This window comes from Leeuwenhoekiella blandensis MED217, from assembly GCF_000152985.1.
GTDB lineage: Bacteria > Bacteroidota > Bacteroidia > Flavobacteriales > Flavobacteriaceae > Leeuwenhoekiella > Leeuwenhoekiella blandensis.
This window is the reverse complement of record NZ_CH672395.1, coordinates 58,097-81,566: the sequence shown is the minus strand read 5'-3', so window position 1 is coordinate 81,566 and position 23,470 is coordinate 58,097. Positions and strand designations below refer to the sequence as shown.

Annotated in this window: 25 protein-coding genes; 6 read left to right on the top strand and 19 right to left on the bottom strand. The window is 40.4% G+C overall.

Annotated elements, in window-relative coordinates:
- Positions 1–7 precede the first annotated feature (7 nt).
- Positions 8–1,108 (bottom strand): zinc metalloprotease, encoded by a 1,101-nt coding sequence (locus MED217_RS00345; RefSeq protein WP_009778466.1) that lies wholly within the window; start codon positions 1,106–1,108, stop codon positions 8–10.
- Between the two features lie 171 nt (positions 1,109–1,279).
- Here MED217_RS00345 and MED217_RS00340 point away from each other — a divergent pair, with 171 nt between their 5' ends.
- From MED217_RS00340 to nadD, 3 genes are read left to right on the top strand one after another with little or no spacing between them, the layout of a single operon-like run.
- A complete protein-coding gene (locus MED217_RS00340; protein ID WP_040532445.1) occupies positions 1,280–2,140 on the top strand; it encodes a YicC/YloC family endoribonuclease in 861 nt (286 codons plus the stop codon).
- A gap of 1 nt (position 2,141) precedes the next feature.
- On the top strand, positions 2,142–2,717 hold the full coding sequence (gene gmk / locus MED217_RS00335; RefSeq protein ID WP_009778464.1) for a guanylate kinase: 576 nt from the start codon (positions 2,142–2,144) through the stop codon (positions 2,715–2,717).
- 1 nt (position 2,718) lies between these two features.
- Positions 2,719–3,297 (top strand): nicotinate (nicotinamide) nucleotide adenylyltransferase, encoded by a 579-nt coding sequence (gene nadD, locus MED217_RS00330; protein ID WP_009778463.1) that lies wholly within the window; start codon positions 2,719–2,721, stop codon positions 3,295–3,297.
- Between the two features lie 94 nt (positions 3,298–3,391).
- Here nadD and lysM read toward each other — a convergent pair whose 3' ends face one another.
- Both lysM and MED217_RS00320 read right to left on the bottom strand, forming a co-directional pair.
- The gene (gene lysM, locus MED217_RS00325) at positions 3,392–3,886 is read right to left on the bottom strand and encodes a peptidoglycan-binding protein LysM (protein WP_009778462.1); all 495 of its coding nucleotides are present in this window, start codon (positions 3,884–3,886) and stop codon (positions 3,392–3,394) included.
- 207 nt (positions 3,887–4,093) lie between these two features.
- On the bottom strand, positions 4,094–5,014 hold the full coding sequence (locus tag MED217_RS00320) for a hypothetical protein (protein WP_009778461.1): 921 nt from the start codon (positions 5,012–5,014) through the stop codon (positions 4,094–4,096).
- 428 nt (positions 5,015–5,442) lie between these two features.
- Here MED217_RS00320 and MED217_RS00315 point away from each other — a divergent pair, with 428 nt between their 5' ends.
- Positions 5,443–6,432, top strand: a complete 990-nt coding sequence (locus tag MED217_RS00315) for an NAD(P)H-dependent glycerol-3-phosphate dehydrogenase (RefSeq protein WP_009778460.1) — start codon at positions 5,443–5,445, stop codon at positions 6,430–6,432.
- Here the strand turns inward: MED217_RS00315 and MED217_RS00310 are convergent, their stop codons facing one another.
- The 5 genes from MED217_RS00310 to MED217_RS00295 all read right to left on the bottom strand — a co-directional run bounded on the left by MED217_RS00310 (position 6,433) and on the right by MED217_RS00295 (position 9,225).
- Positions 6,433–6,828 carry a hypothetical protein gene (locus MED217_RS00310; RefSeq protein ID WP_009778459.1) on the bottom strand — a complete coding sequence of 132 codons (396 nt, stop codon included), beginning with the start codon at positions 6,826–6,828 and terminating at the stop codon, positions 6,433–6,435.
- A gap of 2 nt (positions 6,829–6,830) precedes the next feature.
- Positions 6,831–7,001 carry a hypothetical protein gene (locus MED217_RS19080; RefSeq protein WP_009778458.1) on the bottom strand — a complete coding sequence of 57 codons (171 nt, stop codon included), beginning with the start codon at positions 6,999–7,001 and terminating at the stop codon, positions 6,831–6,833.
- Between the two features lie 11 nt (positions 7,002–7,012).
- Complete coding sequence (pheS, locus tag MED217_RS00305) at positions 7,013–8,029, bottom strand: phenylalanine--tRNA ligase subunit alpha (RefSeq protein WP_009778457.1); 1,017 nt, start codon at positions 8,027–8,029, stop codon at positions 7,013–7,015.
- A gap of 113 nt (positions 8,030–8,142) precedes the next feature.
- Positions 8,143–8,838 (bottom strand): membrane protein, encoded by a 696-nt coding sequence (locus tag MED217_RS00300; protein ID WP_009778456.1) that lies wholly within the window; start codon positions 8,836–8,838, stop codon positions 8,143–8,145.
- A gap of 30 nt (positions 8,839–8,868) precedes the next feature.
- Positions 8,869–9,225, bottom strand: coding sequence for a hypothetical protein (locus MED217_RS00295; RefSeq protein WP_040532443.1), 357 nt, complete (start codon positions 9,223–9,225; stop codon positions 8,869–8,871).
- A 91-nt stretch (positions 9,226–9,316) separates the two neighbouring features.
- Here MED217_RS00295 and MED217_RS00290 point away from each other — a divergent pair, with 91 nt between their 5' ends.
- The gene (locus MED217_RS00290; RefSeq protein WP_009778454.1) at positions 9,317–9,847 is read left to right on the top strand and encodes a CvpA family protein; all 531 of its coding nucleotides are present in this window, start codon (positions 9,317–9,319) and stop codon (positions 9,845–9,847) included.
- 1 nt (position 9,848) lies between these two features.
- Here MED217_RS00290 and MED217_RS00285 read toward each other — a convergent pair whose 3' ends face one another.
- From MED217_RS00285 to MED217_RS00235, 11 genes are all read right to left on the bottom strand, one after another.
- A complete protein-coding gene (locus MED217_RS00285) occupies positions 9,849–11,441 on the bottom strand; it encodes a SulP family inorganic anion transporter (RefSeq protein WP_009778453.1) in 1,593 nt (530 codons plus the stop codon).
- Between the two features lie 72 nt (positions 11,442–11,513).
- The gene (locus MED217_RS00280) at positions 11,514–12,143 is read right to left on the bottom strand and encodes a carbonic anhydrase (RefSeq protein WP_009778452.1); all 630 of its coding nucleotides are present in this window, start codon (positions 12,141–12,143) and stop codon (positions 11,514–11,516) included.
- A 211-nt stretch (positions 12,144–12,354) separates the two neighbouring features.
- Positions 12,355–13,128, bottom strand: coding sequence for an SH3 domain-containing protein (locus MED217_RS00275; RefSeq protein ID WP_009778451.1), 774 nt, complete (start codon positions 13,126–13,128; stop codon positions 12,355–12,357).
- The gene (locus MED217_RS00270; protein WP_009778450.1) at positions 13,125–14,873 is read right to left on the bottom strand and encodes a BatD family protein; all 1,749 of its coding nucleotides are present in this window, start codon (positions 14,871–14,873) and stop codon (positions 13,125–13,127) included. The genes MED217_RS00275 and MED217_RS00270 overlap by 4 nt, the downstream gene beginning before the upstream one ends.
- A 40-nt stretch (positions 14,874–14,913) precedes the next feature.
- Positions 14,914–15,771: a tetratricopeptide repeat protein gene (locus MED217_RS00265; protein WP_009778449.1), complete on the bottom strand. Its 858-nt coding sequence runs from the start codon at positions 15,769–15,771 to the stop codon at positions 14,914–14,916.
- A gap of 11 nt (positions 15,772–15,782) precedes the next feature.
- Entirely contained in the window at positions 15,783–16,832 is a 1,050-nt protein-coding gene (locus tag MED217_RS00260; protein ID WP_009778448.1) for a vWA domain-containing protein, read from the bottom strand.
- Between the two features lie 30 nt (positions 16,833–16,862).
- Positions 16,863–17,867: a vWA domain-containing protein gene (locus MED217_RS00255; RefSeq protein ID WP_009778447.1), complete on the bottom strand. Its 1,005-nt coding sequence runs from the start codon at positions 17,865–17,867 to the stop codon at positions 16,863–16,865.
- Complete coding sequence (locus MED217_RS00250) at positions 17,857–19,542, bottom strand: hypothetical protein (RefSeq protein ID WP_009778446.1); 1,686 nt, start codon at positions 19,540–19,542, stop codon at positions 17,857–17,859. Before MED217_RS00250 ends, MED217_RS00255 begins: the two co-directional genes overlap by 11 nt.
- Before the next feature lie 7 nt (positions 19,543–19,549).
- Positions 19,550–20,416, bottom strand: a complete 867-nt coding sequence (locus MED217_RS00245; protein ID WP_009778445.1) for a DUF58 domain-containing protein — start codon at positions 20,414–20,416, stop codon at positions 19,550–19,552.
- Positions 20,417–20,500: 84 nt separating this feature from the next.
- Positions 20,501–21,502 carry an AAA family ATPase gene (locus MED217_RS00240; protein WP_009778444.1) on the bottom strand — a complete coding sequence of 334 codons (1,002 nt, stop codon included), beginning with the start codon at positions 21,500–21,502 and terminating at the stop codon, positions 20,501–20,503.
- 213 nt (positions 21,503–21,715) lie between these two features.
- Positions 21,716–22,543 carry a DUF4382 domain-containing protein gene (locus MED217_RS00235; protein ID WP_154648881.1) on the bottom strand — a complete coding sequence of 276 codons (828 nt, stop codon included), beginning with the start codon at positions 22,541–22,543 and terminating at the stop codon, positions 21,716–21,718.
- A gap of 161 nt (positions 22,544–22,704) precedes the next feature.
- On the opposite strand from MED217_RS00235, the gene MED217_RS00230 reads away from it, so the two are divergent.
- A complete protein-coding gene (locus MED217_RS00230) occupies positions 22,705–23,460 on the top strand; it encodes an SDR family NAD(P)-dependent oxidoreductase (RefSeq protein ID WP_009778442.1) in 756 nt (251 codons plus the stop codon).
- Positions 23,461–23,470 lie beyond the last annotated feature (10 nt).

Sequence of the window (23,470 nt, the reverse complement as noted above, 5' to 3'; positions counted from 1 at the left end):
GTGCGATTTAGTTCAAGAAACTTGATCTTGGTCCGCCAGATGCAAAAAGTGCACGCATACGGCTCTTCTGTCCTTCAGAAAACATATACATACAAGCATCGTTCACATAATCCATATAGTTCATGGTCATATCTGTGCTTCTGCAATTTACTGTTGGATATGATGGGCAACCGTAGTTTGGCTCGTCTGAAGATGGAGTATCTGCAACAAAATCATCTTGCTTACAACGACCATCACCCCAGATGTGGCGTAAATTTAAGTAGTGACCAACTTCGTGTGTTGTAGTTCTTCCTTCGTCAAAAGGAGCTGCCAAATACCCTGTGCTACCAAAATATTGCGGGCCAACAACTACGCCATCTGTAGCTGAAGAACCTCCAGGAAATTGTGCATATCCTAAAATTCCACCGCCAATATTACACACCCAAATATTCAAGTGTGTGCTTGGGCTTACAACATCAGAACCCCCATTAGAAGAGAACTTCATTTCGTCACGTGTTCCCCAAGAGGTACGTGTAGAAGCAACACGAATGGTTTGGCTCAAGGTAAAATTGATGTCTGAGTCTGCAACTACTCCTGCAAATTCTGAAGGCACCTGGCTCAGATCGCTATTGGTAGCATTAAAATCATCATTAAGCACTGCAATTTGAGAAGCGATTTGTGCATCACTAATATTCTCTTGTGAATTACTATAAATTACGTGAACTACTACCGGGATATTGATGCTTCCTAAACCATCATCAACAGGGTCTGTACCTCCGCCGGTATCTCCACCTCCGCCGCCGTTGCCATTTCCGTTACCGGCACCATCAGGCTTCTTTGAGTTTATGAATTTTCTTACATTCTTTTCAATCGAGTACATCTTATCATACAACTTGTCATCTTCAGACAATTGCCTGTTTAAGTTGGCCATCGAGTAACAAACTTTAGCATTTTTACCGGCACTGGCCTTACCATTGGTCAAATCTTCAGTATAGAGATAAAAATCACTCATATCTACAGCAACTTCCTGATTCTCCGAAACTTGCGAATCGTTTAATTCTTCAGAATTTTCAGCACAGGAGACGACCGCCAATAGTGCAAAACCTAAAATTAGGGATACTTTTTTCATAAATAATGTGTGTTTTAGATTATTATGCTTGTAATATATTATTAATTAACAGAATTTAATATTTTTTTAAGATATTTTTCATTTGCCGAGGATATCTGCTTTTCAGCTTTAAAACGACAATGCCTTTATACACGCTATGATTTGCTATCTTTGCCCCTTTAAATTTATTGCATGATTAAATCTATGACGGGCTTTGGGAAATCGGTTACCCAGTTGCCTACAAAAAAAATAACGATCGAGATAAAGTCTCTCAACAGTAAGAATCAGGACCTCAATGCGAGAATTCCGTCTTTCTACAGAGAAAAGGAACTTGAACTGCGTAATCTTGTAGCGCAAAAACTCGAGCGTGGTAAAATAGATTTTAGCCTTTATGTGGAGCTCAATGGTGAAGAAACCAGCAGCTCGATCAATGCAGACGTGGTGAAACAATACATGAAGCAGTTGCGCGAAGTCACTCCAGATGCAGCTGATATCGAATTATTAAAAATTGCCACACGACTTCCTGACGCACTTAAAACCGAACGCGATGAGATTGATGAAGAAGAGTATCAATCTATTCTTGCAGGTGTAGAAGAAGCGCTCAATGCAATAGACACGTACAGAGAAGATGAAGGAAAAGCGCTCAAAAAAGATTTTGAATTACGTATAAAAAATATTGCCGCAAACCTTGAAGAAGTCATCAAATTAGATCCTGAGCGCATGACCGGTGTACGCCAGCGTTTAACCAAAGCGGTAAGTGACCTAAAGACTGAAGTTGATGAAAATCGCTTTGAACAAGAGCTTACTTATTACCTGGAGAAGTATGATATCACCGAAGAAAAAGTGCGCTTAAGTAATCACTTAAAATATTTTCAAAAATCCTTGGACTCGGCTGACTCTAACGGTAAGAAATTGGCTTTCATTAGTCAGGAAATGGGACGGGAGATCAACACCATAGGTTCAAAATCAAATTACGCGCCCATGCAGCAAGTTGTGGTACGTATGAAAGACGAATTAGAGAAGATCAAAGAACAACTTTTAAACGTACTTTAAAATGGCTGATACCGGCAAACTCATTGTTTTTTCTGCACCTAGCGGAAGTGGTAAAACCACTATTGTGAGATGGCTTTTGGAGAAAAAAGAACTCAATCTTGAGTTTAGTATTTCGGCGGCTTCGCGAGAACCCAGACCTACTGAAAAAGATGGAGTAGACTACTACTTTCTGTCGCTCAAAGAATTTAAACGCCGCATTAAAGAAGATGAGTTTTTAGAATGGGAAGAAGTATATCGCGATAACTTCTACGGAACCTTGAAAAGTGAAGTAGAACGCATCTGGAAAGAAGGAAAGCACGTTATTTTTGATATTGATGTTGTGGGCGGTTTAGACATCAAAAAGCTGTATCCCGAGCGCACCTTAGCGGTTTTTGTAAAACCTCCAAGTATCGAAGAGTTAAAGATCAGACTAAAAAAGCGCAAGACCGAAAGTGAAGATCGCATCAATATGCGCGTTGCAAAAGCTAGTATTGAACTCGCTACGGCACCGCAATTTGATTACATCATAGAAAACAATGATCTTGATACCGCTTTGGCTGAAGCCTACGAACTTGTAACGAAGCACATCAACGCGTAGTATGAAAATCGGGCTTTATTTTGGCACGTTTAATCCGGTGCACATCGGTCACCTCATCATAGCAAATCACTTTGCAGAATACAGTGATCTTGACAAAATCTGGATGGTCATTACGCCGCACAACCCGTTTAAGAAGAAAAAAACGCTTTTAGATAATAATCACAGGTATCAACTGGTATTAGAAGCGGTAGAAACTTACCCTAAGGTAGAAGCAAGTACTATTGAATTCAATTTGCCTCAACCCAACTATACCTCAAATACGCTTGCGCATCTACAGGAAAAATATCCGCAGCACGAGTTTTGTCTTATTATGGGTGAAGATAATCTGCGCACGTTACACAAGTGGAAAAACTACGAGGTTATTTTAGAGCGTCACGAGATCTATGTATATCCACGTATTGGTGAAAAACAAGCCAAGCCAGAACTGCTCAATCACGAGCACGTTCACGTAATTGACGCACCTGTTGTAGAAATTTCATCTACAGCCATTCGCAAAGCGATTAAGGAAGGCAAAAATTGCCGTCCTTTATTACCGCATTCAGTTTGGGTATATATTGATCAAATGAATTTTTACAGGTAAATCGTACACCGAAAGCCTAGAATCATATTTCTTTGGCGGCGCCAATAAAAAAAGCTTCAGTAGTCACTGAAGCTTTTTTTATCAGAAGTTTTGCTTAGTCTACATTGGGAATTCTAAGCACTTGACCCGGATAAATCTTATCAGGATCTTTTAGCATTGGTTTGTTTGCTTCAAAAATCACGGGGTATTTCATAGCGTTTCCGTAGAATTTTTTAGCAATCTTACTCAGTGTATCTCCGGAAACGACGGTATGAAACTGCGCCTCAGGCTCTTTGTGCTCTACTTCCATTTGATCATCTACTTGCGCAATTCCTTCAACATTACCCACGACAAGTCTAACTTTCTCTCTAGTAGTTTGATCTTTTGCTTTCCCGGTCACGGTAGCGGTTTCTCCTTCAATTTTTATATCGAGTCCTTCAACCTCAAGTCCTAAATCTACTACAGTTTCTTTAAGTGAAGTCTCAGCTTTCTTATTTGCAGCAGCAACGGCAGCAGCGGCTTCAGCCTTTTTCTCGGCAGCCTCTTCTGCGGTACTTTTACCTATGCCTATTTTTGCTCCGGCATTTTTAATGAATGAAAATAATCCCATGTTTTTGTTCTTAAGTTAGTCTTAGTTTTTGAGCATTCAAGTTACAAAATACCCGTTTAACCCTTTGGCTTCCTATCTTTAAAACTATGTGAATGTTTTAGCGCCATTAAAGGATTTGACACCTTGAGGCATTTACTCAAAAAAGATCGCCCCGCGAATGAATCAACGGGGCGATCTCAACTAACCAACCAAAAAATCTTCTATTGCTTATTTAGCTAACGCTTTAATCGTTTTTATATTTTGCTCGATCTCACTTTGTTTTAATCGACTTTTACCTTCTGAAGGGGTCTTGTATTGAATATACCCACGACCTCTAAAACGGTATTCACTTCCTGAAGCAGGATGATATAAGGCTATGGTCGCATCATCTATAATTGAAAGCTCAAAAAACTCATCGGCAAAGTAGTCATAGTCTAGCGTAAGCGTTTTTAAACATGCGTTATTGCTCACGTTCTGAACTTCATAAATACCTGTATAATCCCAATAAAGATTGCTTGTAGAACTTCCTATACCGTCCTGCGAACTTTGAAAATTTCCTCCAGAAGTAGCCGGTAAGAATTGTAAATAATTCTCTGCGTCAAACTCATTGGACCATCCGGTTGAACTGGTATAAATTTTCTCCCAAGCCACATACTCTTGTAGAAAATAATGAATGTTATCATAGAACAAACGGTCGTAATCAAAAGTGCTTCGCTGATATCCTTTTAATACAAATGAGGTGTTAGAATACCTGTGATAAAGTTCGATACTGTTATTAGACAACACCGATACTTCAAAGGAGTAAAACCCATCGATATCGTGACCAATATCAAGGTCATAATCAAAAATATCATAATAACCCACTTCTATCCCAAAACCATTACCTTGATCACCTATTCCTGCAAGGTTGTTGTTTGCCATGATCGTTCCATTTAGAAAGGAAAGGGTAAAGGCTTTTTCCATAAACGGGATCGAACCATTTCCGTGGGTTTGATCGATATCTACGTACCAAAGTTCGTAATCTTCAAGTACGGCCGATAGCGGTACTACAGGAGTGGTAACCTCATCTTCGATATACACATCGGTATAGCACGAGGTAAATACGGTAAGCATTAGTAAAAAACTGCTAAGTAATTTTATCGTTCTCATAATCGTTCGGTTTTAAAGATGAATAACTTCTGAAAAATTCAGAATAACCTGTCTTTGGGCAAGCCTCAGGGACATTATCCCTTGGGCAGTGCCATCAAAATTCTTAGCGTTGACGTCGTTGCTTATGAATTGTGTTTTAACATATTCAAACGGCGTGCCAAAAAAGTATTAAAGTAAAAGTCAGGATTTTACATACCCTCTAAAATGAGTATCTTTGAATCCTCTAAAAAAGTCTAAAAACATAGATTTTACAAGGCTTTGCAGAGCAACCCTAAATTGAAAGTAAACTACCTCAGCGTAACCCCATGAGGCATTGGTTGAAAGTGATTTTTCAATTATAAGGTATCCCGATAGCTATCGGGACGGAGTATTAAATCCTTTGGCCTCGTAGCCAATTAATTCTGCATCTGCAGAAAAAATAAAAGAATATGTCTTTAAAATTTGGTGTTATCGGCGGCGGAAGCTGGGCAACGGCAATCGTAAAAATGCTTACTGAAAACTTAGAGGAAGTAGGCTGGTATATGCGCAGTGTCTATGCTTTAGAACATCTTAAAAAAGAAAAGCACAACCCCAATTATTTAAGTGCGGTAGAATTTGACACCACCCATTTAAAATTAAGCAATGACATCAATGAGATCATTGATTATGCCGATTATCTCATTTTTGCTGTTCCCTCTGCATTTGTAGGCAAAGAGCTAGAAAAAGTCACCACAAGCCTTAAGGACAAAATTATTTTTTCCGCAATAAAAGGCATTGTGCCCGAAACCGGCCAAATCGTAGGTGCGCACTTTCACGATGTGTATGATATCCCTTTTGAAAATATTGGCGTGATTACAGGACCTTGCCATGCTGAAGAAGTTGCGCTAGAACGTCTTTCATACCTTACCATCGCTTGTGCAGATGAGCAACACGCACAGATCGTTGCAGATCATCTTAAAAGTTGGTACATCAAAACCACGATTAGCGATGACACCATTGGTACCGAATATGCCGCGATGCTTAAGAATATTTACGCGATTGCTGCGGGAATCGCACACGGTTTGGGTTATGGAGATAACTTTCAAAGTGTGTTGATGAGCAATGCGATTAGAGAGATGAAAAAGTTCATCAAGAAAGTACACAAGATGAAGCGCAACATCAACGACTCGGCATATTTGGGAGATTTATTGGTGACAGGCTATTCAGTTTTTAGCCGAAATAGAATGTTTGGCAATATGATAGGTAAGGGGTACACCGTAAAAAGTGCTCAAATGGAAATGAGTATGGTGGCTGAAGGATATTATGCTGCAGAAAGCGCTTTTAAAATCAATCAAGAATTAGGCGCCAAAACTCCGATTATCAATGCGGTTTATCAGGTGCTCTACAAAGGCAAAGACCCTAAGATGACCTTTAAAAAACTTACAGAAAAGCTCGATTAATTATTCAGCTAAAACACCTTCTTTTAGCATTGACGGTACAGGACCTGCATTGGCGTCTTTGATGCTATTTGCCGGGAAAATGAATTTCTTATCATACATTTTTCCGTCTAAGAAATACGTGACTGCAAATTCGTTGGTAAGCTTCAGCACGCTATCTTCTACAAACTCGATCTTAGCATACGCTTTTGCGGGAAGATTTTGCAGCTTATGCCGCATTTGGCTGGTTGATTGCTTGCTGTTATATCCTTTAGAAACGATCAATACCATTTCTAAGGGCTCGTTGGTATCGTTGACCAGATACGCGTTCCAATCGTTAGTGCGATGCGTCTCGTTAAACTCTTTGACCGCAGCCACATAAACACCTTTGACTTCTGGTATGTTAATGTCTTTTTTCATGACTAATCGTCGTCGTTAACCTTCCACATAATCCACAATGCAAGCAATGCGATTGCCATAATTACCAGAAAAACGGTGCCGATCATTATTTTGATCAAGCCTATGGCAAATGTTAATACCGCAACCACTATTGCGATAAAAACCAGAATACTGATTACGGTATATTTTTTCATAGCTATATATTTTATAAAGCGCTCTTAAACTGATTAAGGAAGCGCAAATCATTCTCGCTCAATAAGCGAATGTCTGAGATTTGATGCAGCAATAGTGCAATACGATCGATCCCCATACCAAAGGCAAAACCGCTATATTCTTTAGAGTCGATACCGCAGTTTTCAAGCACATTAGGATCTACCATTCCGCAGCCCATGATTTCTAACCACCCGGTACCTTTAGTCATTCTATAATCGGTTTCAGTCTCAAGACCCCAGTATACATCAACCTCTGCACTTGGTTCTGTAAACGGAAAGTAAGAAGGGCGAAGACGTATTTTACTTTTCCCAAACATTTCTGTAGTAAAGTGCTGAAGCGTTTGCTTAAGATCTGCAAACGAAACATCTTTATCTATATACAAACCTTCAACCTGATGAAAAAAGCAATGAGAACGTGCTGAAATTGCCTCGTTACGAAAAACACGTCCAGGAGAAATGGTTCTAATTGGCGGTTTATTTGCTTCCATATAGCGCACCTGCACCGAAGAAGTATGCGTACGCAGTAAAACGTCTGGATTGGTTTGAATAAAAAAAGTATCCTGCATGTCTCGTGCCGGATGATATTCAGGTAAATTTAATGCCGTAAAATTATGCCAGTCATCTTCAATTTCAGGCCCTTCAGAAACATCAAAACCTATTCTCGAGAAGATCTCTATAATTTGATTTTTGACTACAGAAATAGGATGACGCGATCCTAACTGAATCGCATCTCCAGGTCGTGTAAGGTCTCCATAAACACCTTCTTCTTCTGTAGTCTCCAGACTTGCTTTAAGCGTATCTACTTTATCTTGAACCGTCGTTTTTAACTGATTCATCGTTTGACCAAAAGCTTTCTTTTGCTCATTAGGAATATTCTTAAACTCAGAGAAATACTGATTAAAAAGTCCTTTTTTTCCTAAAAACTTAATTCTAAAAGCCTCTACCTCTTCTAGCGAGTTACCAGTAAACGCTTCAGCTTCGCCAATAAGCTCTTTAATTTTATCTAACATAATGCTCTTTGATTCCCCTTTTGGGTTTTGTATGCAGCCTACCGGCCTGATCAAAATTCCTTCTAAATTTCTACTGTTATGACTCAAACAACAGAAAAATTAGAGGCACAAATTTATGAAATATCGCTGGCTTGGGCTTTATTGTCTCTATAAATATATTGCAGGATAAAAAATACCGCTGTACCGCCAAAAAGATGCCATAACCAGTGGGTTCCCATCCAGAAAAAATCAAAGTCCAAACGCTTGTCTAAAACTCTAAAAAGCACCGCAAATCCAAAAACAACAAATGCGATGATTGCCGGTCTGGCGTGACGCCATTTGGTTTTGATCAAGTAGCCTAGAATTGGGATCAAAATGGTAAGCGCGCTGATAACATAACCTATACTATGCTCTAGCTGCCTCGGGATGGGCAGATAACGCAACCCCACAAAAGCAAGCCCTATACAGGCTACAAAAATGATGCGCCTTCCCCAGGTTTTTTTCCATTTAAAAATAAAATACAAGATGGCCGCAAAGCTTAAACCGCGTATGGGCACCCAATCTAATAAAAGCCAAAGTTCGTCACTACGCAACCCGTGGTATAACGTGCCTCCTACATAACCGATAAAAATAAAAGGTAAAGCAATCATCAAAAACCACTGGTTTTTAGGCTTTCTATAAATCTTGATCCCAAAGTAGATCACTATAAATAAAAAAATGAGATTGCTATACGTATTGAATGGCTCTACCGGAAACCTACCTGCAATGGTTTCCTTGTAAATTGGACCCGTATCATTAGGGAAGTATTCTTGAAGTAAGCTTATAAGCATATATGGAAATAACAAGAATGTAGCAAATACTTAGTGCACAAGCTCTTTCTCAAGAAAATACTGCACAATAGCTTCTTTCATCAGCAATGATTGCTCTCCGGCTTTGAGTGATGGTAATTGCTCTATCATCTCATAATGCGGCCAGCCATCCTCATCTTGATAATCAAAACGGTAATACCCAAAAGGCTCTAGCAACCTGCAAATCGCAATATGCATCAGGTTTATTTTATCATCTTTTTTAAAACGCTTTCCCGGTTTGCCCAGCTCTTGCACACCTATCAAATAGATGATCGCGTCTAGGTCTAAAGGTTCTCCGTCTGCAAAGCGTGCAGATAGTTTATTTACTACTTGCTCCCAGCGTTCTTTAAGTTGTTCGTCTCTTGCCATGCGGCAAAGATAATCAAGAAGAAACAATCAAAATACTAACATATAGCCAAGCTCAAAAAGATTATTTAGCACGATACAGTATCTTTAGCCTATGAACTACTTGGATATCATCTTAGGAATCGTGCTCGTATTAGGCCTTTTTAAAGGTTTAAAAAACGGACTTCTTATTGAAATCGCATCATTAATCGCTTTGATTTTAGGTGTTTATGGCGCTATTCACTTTTCGTACTATGCGGTAGATTTTCTTAATGAAAAAGTAGACTGGAGTGAGCACGCGATAAACCTGACGGCTTTTGCTGTGACATTTATTATTATCGTTGTGGTCATTACGCTTGCGGGAAGACTGCTTACCAAGGTTGCTTCTCTTGCCATGTTGGGTATCGTAAATAGAATTCTGGGAGGGGTATTCGGTTTATTAAAATCTGCTTTTATCTTAAGCGTGCTGATGATGTTTTTCTCGGCAATGACCAACAGCCTTATTGATGAGGAAACCAGAGAAAACTCGGTACTCTACAACACTATTCAACCGCTGGGACCGGCGTTTTTACCTAGCATTTTAAGAGAGGTTGAAGAATTTGAGGATGCTCTGGATGAAGAGGAGCTTAACTATGAGTCGGCCTAGCCTAAGACACGGGCTTGTAATGCTTTTCTCTCTTAAAAAACTCTTCATAACTCTCGGGGTTCTCAACAGTACCTCGCTCTGAAATGATAACCACATTGATATTTTTGTCTTTGGCCCTAAAGCTAAAATCATCTAAGATCTCTATAATATCTTGATCTAGATACTGTGTTTTTCGCACATCTATTTCTAGAAAAGTGTTGGGCTCTAGCCTATTCAGTTCTTTCATAATCGCTCCTTTATTTATAAAAGTCACTTCTTCAGCCAGGGTCATTTTAACCACATCTACTCCGGTCTCCTCTTCTTTTCTCAAATGCAAAAAATGAGAATTCTGATAGCTTTTTATCAAGATCACCACAATGCCTACGCCCAGCCCGAGGCTTATACCAATCAACAAATCGGTAAACACTATACCCAAAACGGTAATGATAAAGGGAATGAATTGTTTCCAGCCTAAAACCCACATACGCTTAAAGGTAGCAGGTTTTGCGAGTTTATACCCCACAAGCAAAAGCACTGCAGCCAATACCGATAAGGGAATCAAGTTTAAAATATTTGGAATAAGAATGATCGAGATTAACAATAAAAAACCGTGTATAATCGCAGCCATTTTGGTTTGCCCACCTGATTGCATATTTGCAGAACTGCGCACAATAACCTGAGTAACCGGAAGACCTCCTATCATTCCCGAAACGATATTTCCCGCGCCCTGAGCAAAAAGTTCGCGATTAGTAGGCGTAGTACGTTTTTTAGGATCTAATTTATCTGTTGCCTCAACACAAAGCAGGGTTTCTAAGCTTGCTACCAGTGCAATTGTAAACGCAGTGATCCAAACCTGAGGTTCTCCAATAACCTTAAAATTAGGAAAGGTAAACTGACCGATAAACGAACTAAAATCATCAGGAACCGGAACTTTAACCAAATGCGCTTTTGATATGCCCCACGTTTCAGAATCCTGAGTTGCGAGGTAATATACAATTCCCAAAACCACAGCAACCAATGGTCCTTGTACCAATTTAAAAAAACGACCTTTCTTGCTTAAAACCGCATCCCAAAGTATGAGAACCGCCATACCGGTACAGGCTATAAGCGTGGCCCCGGGGCTTATCCCGTTAAAGACACGACCTATTTCAGAAAAGGTGGTCTCCCCATCAACTTGAAAAAAAGCCCAATCGCCTTCCGGATCAGCATCGTAACCAAAAAAATGCGGAATCTGTTTCAGTATGATAATAATACCTATCCCGGTAAGCATTCCTTTTATTACAGAAGAAGGAAAATAATAACCTATAATTCCTGCTTTTAGCAATCCAAATACAAGCTGAATAGCTCCGCCCAATACTGTTGCTAACAATAAATTTTGATACCCGCCCAAAGTTGTTATGGCAACGAGAACGATTGCAGATAATCCTGCAGCAGGACCGCTAACTCCAATGTGCGATCCACTTAAAGAACCCACGACAATACCACCTACGATACCGGCGATAAGTCCTGAAAATAAGGGTGCGCCACTAGCTAAAGCAATACCTAAGCATAAAGGTAATGCGACAAAAAACACAACTATACTTGCGGGTAAATCACTTTTTAAATGTTTAAACATAGCTCTAGTTTTTAGGTTAACCCTTTCAATAAAAAGAAAGCGTAAACACTAAGTGTTTACGCTTTATAAATTTTAATCGTCTAATCTATAGATCTCCATTATATGTTCTAGGATCGCATCAAAATCTATTTTTAGATCTATTAGCTTTCCAGAATGGATGTCAAATACCCAGCCGTGCACTGTAAGATTGCGGTTACGTATCGCCTTTTGCACATCTGCCGTCTTGATCACGTTCACACACTGCTCTTGAACATTGAGCTCAACAAACTTTTTGTAACGCTCTTCCTCGTCTTGAATAAGGCTTAATTCCTCTTTATGAATTCTATAAACATCTCTAATGTTTCTTAACCAGGGATTCAATAAACCAAGATCTGAAGACTGCATAGCCGCCTTCACGCCTCCACAGTAATAATGACCACAAACCACTACGTGTTTAACCTTTAGGTGTTCTACCGCATAGTTGATTACAGACATAGAATTAAGGTCAGTATTCGGTACCATATTGGCAATATTACGGTGTACAAAAACGTCACCGGGTCCTACTCCCATAAGCTCTTCAGAAGATACACGGCTGTCACTACAGCCTATGTACAGGATCTCTGGAGATTGCCCCTCAGAAAGCTTTTTGAAATAATCAGGTTCGGTACCTAAGCGCTCCTGAACCCATTCTTTGTTGTTTTGAAAAATCTTTTTAATATCCATAGTAATTGTTTTCAGTTAAAAGTCAGACCATAGCCCGCTTAAAATTATATAAACTAAGCCTTACATCGGTCTTTATCTCTTAAAGAGATTCTAAAAATAGAAATTATGTAGCTCTCTTAAACTAAAAAATCCAATTTGGATACAGGAATATCTTGGGCAGATGTGTTTCAGAATCAACATAACCCAAATAAAACAAGCGTTTTACGCTCTTTTATAAGATTTTGATATCGGTTGCAGGAATCCAACCTTCTTTACCATCTGCCAGCCGAATCATTTGCCAATCGCCTTCGGTTTCCAGCACGCGAACTTTGGTTCCTTCATGTAAAACGAAAGCCTCCTCGCTGGCTAAATTAGGCTCGCTTTTAATTTCAGCTTCTGCTGAAAAAACAATAGCAAACTGTTTGTTTTTTTCATTAGACTGCGCCTGAAACGCCAGAGCAAGACTCAACAATCCTAACCCCAAAGCCACAAAAGACGTAGTAAAAAAGCCACGTTTTAAAGCCGTAGTTTTCCCGAAGTAATAAATGATAAAACTCAAGGCAAAAAGCAGCATGCACACCACAGTAACGATCGCCCAACCGTCTAGAGAGAAAATATGAAGCAATTGATTCCACCATCTTTTAAAAGTATTTTCTGGCAACGGCGTTATGGCGTCAATGGTCATGTTTTGTGCAAACTCCAGATTATTCTTGATCTCTTTATCATTAGGCTTGAGTGCTAGCGCTTTTTCATAATTATAAACGCTTGGTGCAATACGATTGAGTTTATAATTGGCATTAGCCAAATTATAATAAACAGCCGCCGACTCGTAACCAGAATCGAGAACTTTCTCGTAATTCTTGATAGCTTCCTCAAAATTATTCTGCGCATACTGCGAGTTTCCGGTTTCAAAAAGCTGCTGTGGCGTTTGTGCATTTAAGCTCAGCGAAGCCATAAACAGCACAAGAATTACAAAACGATAGCTTGATCTTATCATTGTTTTCATAACTGTTTATCTATTTCTGAAATTACACGAGAAGCCTGCTCATAATCGTGTTGCATAGCATCACTGCTGGATGGTGTGTAGCGCGCAAATTCGCAGCTTTCTAAGAGCTTCAGGAATGCCGCAGTAGTTTCTACGGTTACACCACGATCCTGAAGCAACTGGCTGATGCGCTCTTTACTCATTTCACTTGTTTGAATATTCAACCGTGCTTTTAAATAATTATGCAAACACTTTTCTAAGGCTAAATAGAAAGCGGTTTGATCGCCCAAACTCTTTTTGGCATCGCCTAAGTATTTTCGAGCCAACTTATCGGCCTTGCGTAAGCGATTTCCTTTCACATCATTTTGATAAGCTCTGCGTTTACGACCGAATAAAATCGCTAACGGAATCAACACCACCGGTGTAACCAACAAACTCCAGAATGCGGTAGAACCAAAAAATCGATCTTGATTCATCGGCTTCAGTTTCGCATCAGATTTGATGTAGGCAAATTGCTTGGTTTCTTCCACAGGGATTTTATCAGCCTTATCTGAAGTCGCTAGAGTTGCAGGACCATTTTCTACATCAATCACGATCTCGTCGCTGCTAAGCGTTTTATACTGCTCTGTCGCAGGATCAAAATAAGAAAAGCGAATAGGCGGAATAGGATAGCTTCCCTTTTGCTGCGGAACTATCGTATAACGTGCGCTGTTAGAACCTGCCATCCCATTAAGTGAAACACGAACGTCCTGCTCGTTTTCGGGCTCATATACTTCAAGTGCACTTGGCAATTTAGGCTTTGGTAGCGTGAAGAGTTTTAGATTCCCATTTCCTTTTGCAGTTAATGTAAGATCTAGTGCCTCTTGTGCGTCGAGTTTCGTTTTACTGGCTACAACATCAAAATCAAAGTTTCCTACCGCTCCGCTAAAATTCTCGGGCTTCCCGTCTTCCGGTAAGGCTTTTACATTGACTTTTCGGGTGGGCGCGGTAACCGTAATTTTTGCCGGTCTTGTGATGCGCATTCCAAAAATATCTCTGCGATTGGTTGGCGCTTCCACATTGATATTCAACGCCAATGGCTCGATGGTAAGCTCTCCTGTTTTTTGAGGATAAAGCAGCGTTCTTCTCAAGATCACATAGCGATAGGGTTTACCGTCATACGAACCATCATACACTTTAAATTGTTTCTCATCTATACTCTGACTCCAGAAATCTGCAAACTTAGGTGCGTCGAGTTCGTTCCAGCCATTTACTGCAGTTTCCCGACTTACATACAGCTTATAAACAACCGTAAACGCCTCGTTTAAATAAGGATCATTTTTAGAAACCTCAGCAACCAGATGCACATTATCTTCTGCTGCGGCGACAGGATCATTAGGATCTTTGGGTTTTTCGACCGCGCCGGTCACGGTGATCTCTATAGGAATCGTTTTATACACCGTCCCGTCGATCTCAATTTCGGCCTGGCCTATTTTTAAGGTACCTGTAGCATTAGGCTGCAGAAAGTAGGAGAAGGTTTTAGAGAAACTCGCTTTACCGTTAATCCACTGTTTACTGATGGATTGGTTAGGACCACCTACTACCGTAAACCCTTGAAAACTGGGCGGTCTAAAGTTATCGCCGTCTTGATTCATTTCAAAATCAACACGTAAACGCTCATTAACGCCAAGTTTTTCTTTGCTTACAACGGCATCAAATTCTACCTGAGACCAAGCGCTAAACCCGGCAAACAAAACAATCAGCAAAAATTTTAGCTTCATCTTCATTGTAACTTCTGCTTTTTTTACGTGATACTGGTCTCTAAAATTACCAGTCCTTATCGGTTTTCACCTTTGCTCCTTTAACTTTTTGAGCATTGATCTTATCCTGAACTTTATTCTCTTCGTTTTTCATCGCTTCCAGCAAACTCTTTACTTGCTGAGGAGACAACTGACCTTGACCGGGTTTTGGCTGTTGTTGTTCTTTCTCCTTATCGCCATCTTTACCTTGATCTTTTTGATCACCATCTTTGTCTTCGGGCTTGCCTTTATCGTCCTTATTTTCATCGCCCTGATCTTTCTTTTCATCTCCCTGATCGTCTTGATCTTTAGGCTTGCCGTCATCGCTTTCTTTATCATCACCTTCACCATCCTGATCTTTTTGATCTTCGTTTTGGTCTTGATTTTCATCTTCATTCTCATCATCACCGCCGCCACCGCCGTTTTTCTCTTCTTCCTTTTTAGCAAGCGCTAGATTATAACGTGTTTCTTCATCGGTAGGATCGTTGCGCAATGCATTTTTATACGCTTCAACTGCTTTTTTGTAATCCTTTTGTTGATAAAATGCATTCCCAAGATTGTGAAACGCCTTATGTTTTTCAGCCTTTGTTTGGGCTACCTCAGCTGCCTGAATATAGCGATTCATTCCCTCACCATATTTTTTGTTTCGGTAGTAATTATTACCCATATTGTATTTGGCTGCCGCATTTGCAGGATCTTTGGCTACCGCTTTTCGATAGGCAGATTCTGCCGCTGCAAACTCATTTGAGGCAAACTCATCGTTAGCTTCTGCTACAAAATCCTGTGCCTCCAAAATAGCCGGATCGGGTTTTTCGCTTTGCGCAAACACCACACCGGTAACCAAAATAAAGGTCAAGCTTAAAAGGTTATTTATAAAATTCTTCATCTTCAAAAAGATTAAGATTTAGACTTATTTTCATTGAATAGATTCAGTTTTCTCACCCAGGCCGTTTTACGCTCCAGCAAGAACACATCTATAATTAGCAAGAATAGTGCCGCAGCAACAAACCACTGAAACTGGTCTTTAAAATCGGCAAATTGCTTGGCTTCAAATTCTTTTTTATCCATTTGATTTAAAGCGGAAGCCATTTTGTCAACGACTTCTTGCGTACTGTTCCCATTGATGTATTCACCATCAGCCTCAGCTGCGATCTCCTGAAGCGTTGCCGGATCTAGCTTAGTGATCACCGTCTCTCCATTCTGATCTTTTTTATACGACTGAACAACACCATTTCTTTTAATAGGAATACGATCTCCCGCTTCTGAACCTACACCAATGGTAAAAATGCGAATGCCTTGCTCTGTAGCCGATTCTGCAATAGAAGCTACTTCACCAGCGTGATCTTCTCCATCAGAAATAATCACTAAAACTCTATTGGTCTGCTCCTCATCATTATAGTAGGTTTTTGCCAGCTCAATCGCATCTCTTATGGCTGTTCCCTGGCTCGATAGCATATCGGTATTCATCGCGTTGAGGAACATCTTGGCACTGCTGTAATCTGTAGTGATGGGCAATTGTGGATAAGCACTTCCTGCATAAGCAATAATCCCCACACGGTCACTGCCTAAATTGTTGATGATCTGTGTAACGAGTTGTTTTGCTTTATCAATTCGGCTGGGAGCGATATCTTCAGCATCCATACTTTTGGAAACATCAACCGCAAAGACTACGTCAACACCTTCCCGCTTTACCGTCTCTAATTTGGTACCGATCTTTGGATTTACCAAAGCCACGGCCATACAGGCCAAAGAGAGACATAAAACGATAAGCTTCAACACCGGTTTAAAAACCGAACGCTGCGGCGTTAATTTTCCCAACAATTCACGGTTGGTCACAAAGCGTTTTTGCGCACTGCGTTTCCAAAGGGTGACTGCAAAGTAAAGCAGTACCACTACCGGAATTGCCAGCAACGCCCAAAACCATATTTTTTCTTCTAGTAAATACACAAATTAACTATTTAGTATTCAATCTATATTTTAAACAAAACTTCTAAACACCGTATACCTCAACAGCAATTCAAACAACAAAAGCAAACCTGCCAGAATAACCAGCGGTCTGAATTTCTCCTCATAATTGGTATACTTAAACTCTTCAACATCTGTTTTTTCAAGCTTGTTGATTTCGGCATAAATCTCCTCTAAAGATTCATTATCGGTCGCTCTAAAATAAAGTCCGCCGGTTTTATCTGCGATCTCTTGCAGCAAGGCTTCATCAATTTCAACAGGAATGCTTCCATATTGAAAACTTCCGTCAGGGCGTAAAGCAACAGGAGAAAGCGCTGTACCGTTAGTTCCCAGACCTATGGTGTAGACTTTGATCCCAAATTCCTGAGCCAATTCACTCGCGGTACTCGGCTCTATAAATCCGGCGTTATTCACACCATCAGTCATCAAAATGATCACCTTGCTTTTTGCCCTACTGTCTTTTAAGCGGTTTACCGAAGTCGCCAATCCCATTCCTATCGCAGTACCACCCTCGATAATGCTATTATATTGAATATCATTAAGCGAACTCAACACAATACTTTTATCGCTGGTAATAGGCGTTCTCGTGTAACTCTCTCCCGCATATTCTACGAGACCAATTCGGTCGCTAGGGCGATCTGCAATAAACTGTGAAGCCACCTCTTTAAGCGCCTCAAGACGATTAGGTTTTAGGTCACGCGCCAACATACTCGCCGAAACATCAATGGCGATCACAATGTCAATTCCGCGTGTGGTGTTTGTTCGAGTAGAAACATCAACGTTGCGCGGCCGCGCCAAAGCTGTGATCAAACAGGCTAATGCCAACAGACGTAAAACGAATAAAACGGGACGGAATTTTGCCAGCAAACCGCTGCCTGCTTTAAATCCCTTTAAACTCGAAAGTTTAACCTGAGCCGTGAGCTTATTTCGTTTAAAGAAATACCACACTGCAACTACCGGAAGCAGGAGGAACAACCAGAAAAATTCAGGACTTTGAAATTCAAAATTACTTAACATCGGTAGGTACAGATTTTTGAAGTTCTACTGAATTTATAATGCGCGCGCTCATCTCTTTTGCATAGGTATCATCTTCACGATGGGCTACTAAAATTTGCTGCAAGACACCCGGAGCCGTAAATAAAAGCATCTCATATGCTCCTTTACTGAATTCGTCTTTATTCAAGGTTTCTGGGAAATCACCTGTTCCGTAAACGCGTAAACCTTCAGTTCCTTCGGGCGTGGTGTATTTTTCGGTTTTAACGATCAGGTTTTTTGCACCGTTGGCTTCAATCGTACTGATGAATCCTTGCGCCGAAGCTTCTAAATTAGCTTCATTTTTTCCGCCAAAGCGGGTATTATTTACCACCACATAAAAGTCGTCAATCAAGCTTCCGTAGGTAAAGGTGCTCATATCCATCTGTTGCTTGAGCGAATCTGGCAAAGCGATCTCGTCACGCTCTAAAATACGCGGCGTACTGATGATCACCGGAGGATAACCATACTCACTGCGTACCCAATCACTTTCAAGCAAATCTTTTGAAGGATGCCCGATGAAATTATCTTTTACAAAATCAAAACCTTTGGTAGCGATTAAAATTCCTGTAGCGATCACTAAAATTCCAAAAACTCCAAGTACCGAAGTTAAAATAAGCTTGCGCTTGCGACGCTTTGCCAAGGCTTCACGATAAGCCGCATCTCGCATCAATTCTTCTTCTGTAGGCGGCGGGATCGCTTCTTTGGTTTCTTTTACGATCTCTTCAGCAACCAGACGATCTGCTTCAGCCTGGCCGGTTCCCGGAGACGTACGAGCAAACTTGGTAAGATCGGCACGCTTTAGGATTTGGTCTAACTTAAGAATGGTTTCTTTGCTCAAGTCAATTTTGCCTTCCTGCTTTTCGAGCATTAAACGCTCGATCAATTCTGAAGAAGTACTTTCCATCGAACGGTCATAAACCTCTTCATCAAGATATCTTCTTACAATGTCTGTAAGTTTTGAATAGTACGCCTTGGTCATATCGCGCTCATCAATACCTCGCGCCGGTTCTTTATACTCTTCGTCAAGTTGTTTTAATGAAAATAATGCCTGCTCAAACGGCGGAAGCTTTTGCTCTGCTGCTGCTTTTTTACGACTGCGTCGAATAATAAAAAATAAGAATCCACCTATTATCGCAGCAAGCAATAAAAAGTACAGTAAATATTCCCAGAATTTACTGGTTGCGCGTTCTACAGCAACAATGTCTTTAATATCGTAAAGGCCTTGTTTGGTCGTGTCGACCACTACATTGTTCACCTCGATCGCAACCGAATCTGTATAAAAGGGTTGTTGGTTTATTGACACAACCTGACGTGGAATCGTATACGATCCGCTATCAAACTGAGTTAGCCCATAGCGTTTGATCAAGTTCATCTTTGCACCGGCGTACGAAGTGTCAACCTGATAGGCTTCGATCATTTCTAAAGGCTGAAAGGTTTGCCCTTCAGGAAACATCACAAGATCTGTAGAATCTGCTTCTACCTGAAACTCATAAGTGATTTGCTCGCCAATACGAATTGACGTGGTGTCAACTGCTCCTTTTACCTGCTGCGCTTGCACATTAAATGCGCTTAAAAAAGCAATAATCATTGCAAAAGCAAACGCTCTTATGCTATAAAAACTTGATTTAGGAATATGATTATTAAGGTTACTGTTCATTGTTGTGTTATCCTCTTCGTTTAAAATAACCTAGTAATTTTTTGACATAGCTTTCATCGGTACGCACATCGATCACGCCGGCACCGCTTCTTGTAAAACTATCCTTATAATACGCCACGCGATCGCGGTAATATTTCGCATAATTGTTACGCACCTTTTTTGATGTAGTATTGACCAGCAATAATTCGCCGGTTTCTTCATCTTCCATTTGCACAATTCCCAAACTCGGGATTTCTTCCTCACGCTGATCGTAAATACGTATACCTGTAATATCGTGACGCTTGGCCGCGATCTTCATCGTGTCCTGATAGTCGTCTGCAATAAAATCTGAAAGGACAAAGACAATGGCTTTTTTCTTCATCACTCCAGAAAGGAATTTCAAAGCCTGTGCCACATCGGTCTTTTTACTTTTCGGTTTGAATTCTAAAAGTTCGCGAATGATACGCAGTACGTGTGATTTTCCTTTTTTAGGCGGAATGTATAATTCGATACCATCTGAAAATAAAATGAGTCCGATTTTATCATTATTCTGCAATGCCGAAAATGCCAGGGTTGCGGCAATTTCTGTAACCACTTCAGACTTCAACTGCTGGTCTGTTCCAAAGAATTCTGAACCACTCACATCGGCCACCAGCATCATCGTAAGCTCGCGCTCTTCTTCAAAAACCTTTACAAAAGGCTCATTGTAGCGTGCGGTGACATTCCAATCTATATTGCGCACATCATCACCAAACTGGTATTGACGTACTTCACTAAAGGTCATACCACGCCCTTTGAACGTAGAGTGATATTCCCCGCCAAAAATATGATCAGACAGTCTTCTGGTCTTGATCTCAATTTTGCGTACTTTTTTTAGAAGTTCTTTAGTGTCCATGAATATGTAATCAAAAAGAAAATCAGCAGGCAGTAGTTGCTATTTTTCAAGCAAGAACTGCGAACTGATTTCTGTCTTTTAAGTTTATGGTACTTCGATCTCGTTTACGATCTTGTTTATAATTTCTTCGGTAGTTACGTTTTCTGCTTCTGCTTCATAAGTAATTCCTATACGGTGACGCAATACGTCGTGTACTACTGCACGCACATCTTCTGGAATCACATAACCGCGACCTTTGATAAACGCATAACATTTTGAAGCCGTTGCCAGGTTGATACTACCCCGTGGCGAAGACCCAAAACTGATCAAAGGTTTTAAATCTGCCAACTTATAATTTTCCGGATAACGCGTCGCAAAGATGATATCAAGAATGTACTTCTCGATCTTCTCATCCATATACACCTCTTTTACGGCTTCCTGCGCACGCAAGATCTGTTCGATAGAAACAACCGGATTTACTTTTTCAAAAGAGCCTTTTAGATTGGCGCGTATGATGAGCTGTTCTTCGGCTTGCTTAGGATAATCGATAACGGTTTTAAGCATAAAACGGTCAACTTGCGCTTCAGGAAGTGGATAGGTCCCTTCTTGCTCTACCGGGTTTTGAGTTGCCATAACCAAGAACGGTCTGTCAAGCTTAAAGGTCTCATCACCAATGGTCACCTGCTTCTCCTGCATCGCTTCCAGCAATGCACTCTGTACTTTAGCCGGGGCACGGTTAATCTCATCCGCGAGGACGAAATTGGCAAAAATAGGTCCTTTCTTTATGCTGAAATCATTCAGTTTCATATTGTAAATCAAGGTACCCACAACATCTGCCGGAAGTAAATCTGGCGTAAACTGAATACGGCTAAAGCTACCGTGAACCGCTTGAGAAAGCGTGTTGATCGCTAATGTTTTTGCCAGACCGGGAACTCCCTCCAGCAAAATATGCCCACGCCCCAAAAGGCCTATGAGCAAACGTTCTACCATATGCTTTTGTCCTACGATGACTTTATTCATTTCCATCGTAAGTACTTTTACAAAAGCACTCTCTTTTTCGATCTTTTCGTTAATCGCTCCTATATCAACAGATGCGTTATCTTCCATACTCTAGTTTTATGTACGTTTTATATGACTCTGAGGTCTACAAGGTTATACTTTATTGCTAACCATTTTGTTAAGCAATGGTTAAAATCCCCTGTAAGCACGGCTTGCGGAAAGCTTTTAGGGGTAATTCTAAAGACGACATCTCGTGAGAAATGTTGCAAAAAAAAAGCAATCTTTTCAGATTGCTTTTCAAAGATACGTGTTCTTTATGTTTTATTCAACGGTAATAGCACCTAGCGCTGTACTCTCACCATTTACAACTGCTACATCTTCTACAACTACTGTTGTAATCACATCTGCAACAAGTTCGGCCTCGATCGTTACATCATAAACACCTTCTGGCAAACCGTTAAGAGCAAAGTCTCCATCGCTGCTCACATTGGTAGACACAACAACGCCTTCACCTTCGGCAGTAATGGTTGCCGGCACATTAAGTGGCAATAATGAACCAGCGATCACACCGGTTGCTTCAATTGCACTCGCTCTAATCACAGGTTTTAATAAATAACCGCCATTACCTTGCTCTACAATAGATTCTTCAACATTAAAGTCAAGCACTACCGTATAAAACACTCCGGCTTCTAAAGTTTGATTAAACTGAACCTTTAAACCAGACTGTTGTGCACTTGGCGTTTGCAATGGGTAGGTTTCTCCATCTACAACTACGGTGTTGTCATCACCAAGCACTAAACGCACTTGACTAATCGCACCAGCAGGAATATCTTCATCTGCAAGAATTGCATAAGCACCACCTGTAAGTTCTAACAGGTCATAAACCTCATCATCGGTGTCAAGCTCAAATTCACCATCTACAAAAACGTAATCATCGTCATAAGCTTCTTCATTAAAATCGTCGTTATACTTTACAACAACTCCTTCTACATCTATAAAAACATTATCGTAATCTCCTGGTGCATCCACCATGCGCACGGTCATATTAGAAGTCCCGGCTTCGGCACTTGCATTGCTATCATCATCACTACAAGAAGATAATCCTAGTATTCCGGCTACTAACAGCCCATATTTCAACATATTTTTCATAATATTCTAATTAAATTCAGTCATTAATTTGCTCAAAAATGAAGTAAATTCTTACGTTGCAAAAAATCATTAACGACAATTAACGTGTTTTTATCTTCTTTTAATAAACCGCTATAATTTTATTAGGAGGACTTAAGAATACTTAACAAATACACTTAATTATGTCTAGACCAACAGCTTTAATTACCGGTGCCACAAGCGGTATAGGTGCAGCCACTGCTAAACACTTTGCTAAAAACGGCATTAATCTTATCCTCTGCGGAAGACGTCAAGAACGCCTAGATGCGCTTAAAAACGAATTACAACAACTCGTTGAAGTGCACACTTTGACTTTTGATGTTCGAAATAAAAAAGACGTAGAAAATGCGATTAATGACTTGCCTGAAGCTTTTCAGCACATAGATATTCTTATCAACAATGCGGGCAACGCACACGGTCTTGATCCTATTCAGGATGGAAGCACAGACGATTGGGATGCGATGTTGGACATCAACGTCAAAGGCTTGCTCTATGTAAGTGATAGGATCATCCCAAAAATGATCGCACAAAATAGTGGGCACATTATCAACATAGGTTCAACCGCCGGTAAGGAGGTGTACCCCAAAGGTAATGTGTATTGCGCAAGTAAACACGCCGTGGATGCAATTAATCAAGGCATGCGTATAGATTTGAATGGCTATAACATACGTGTGGGAGCGGTTAATCCGGGAATGGTTGAGACCGAATTCAGCGAAGTTCGTTTTAAAGGCGACTCAGAAAAAGCAGATAAAGTGTATCAAGGGTTTAAACCTTTACAAGCTGAAGATATCGCAGATATTATTCATTTTGTAGTCACTCGCCCTTACCATGTGAACATTGCAGACCTTGTAGTTATGAGTGTGGATCAAGCTTCTTCTACGGTGGTGAACAAGCAATAATTATTATTTT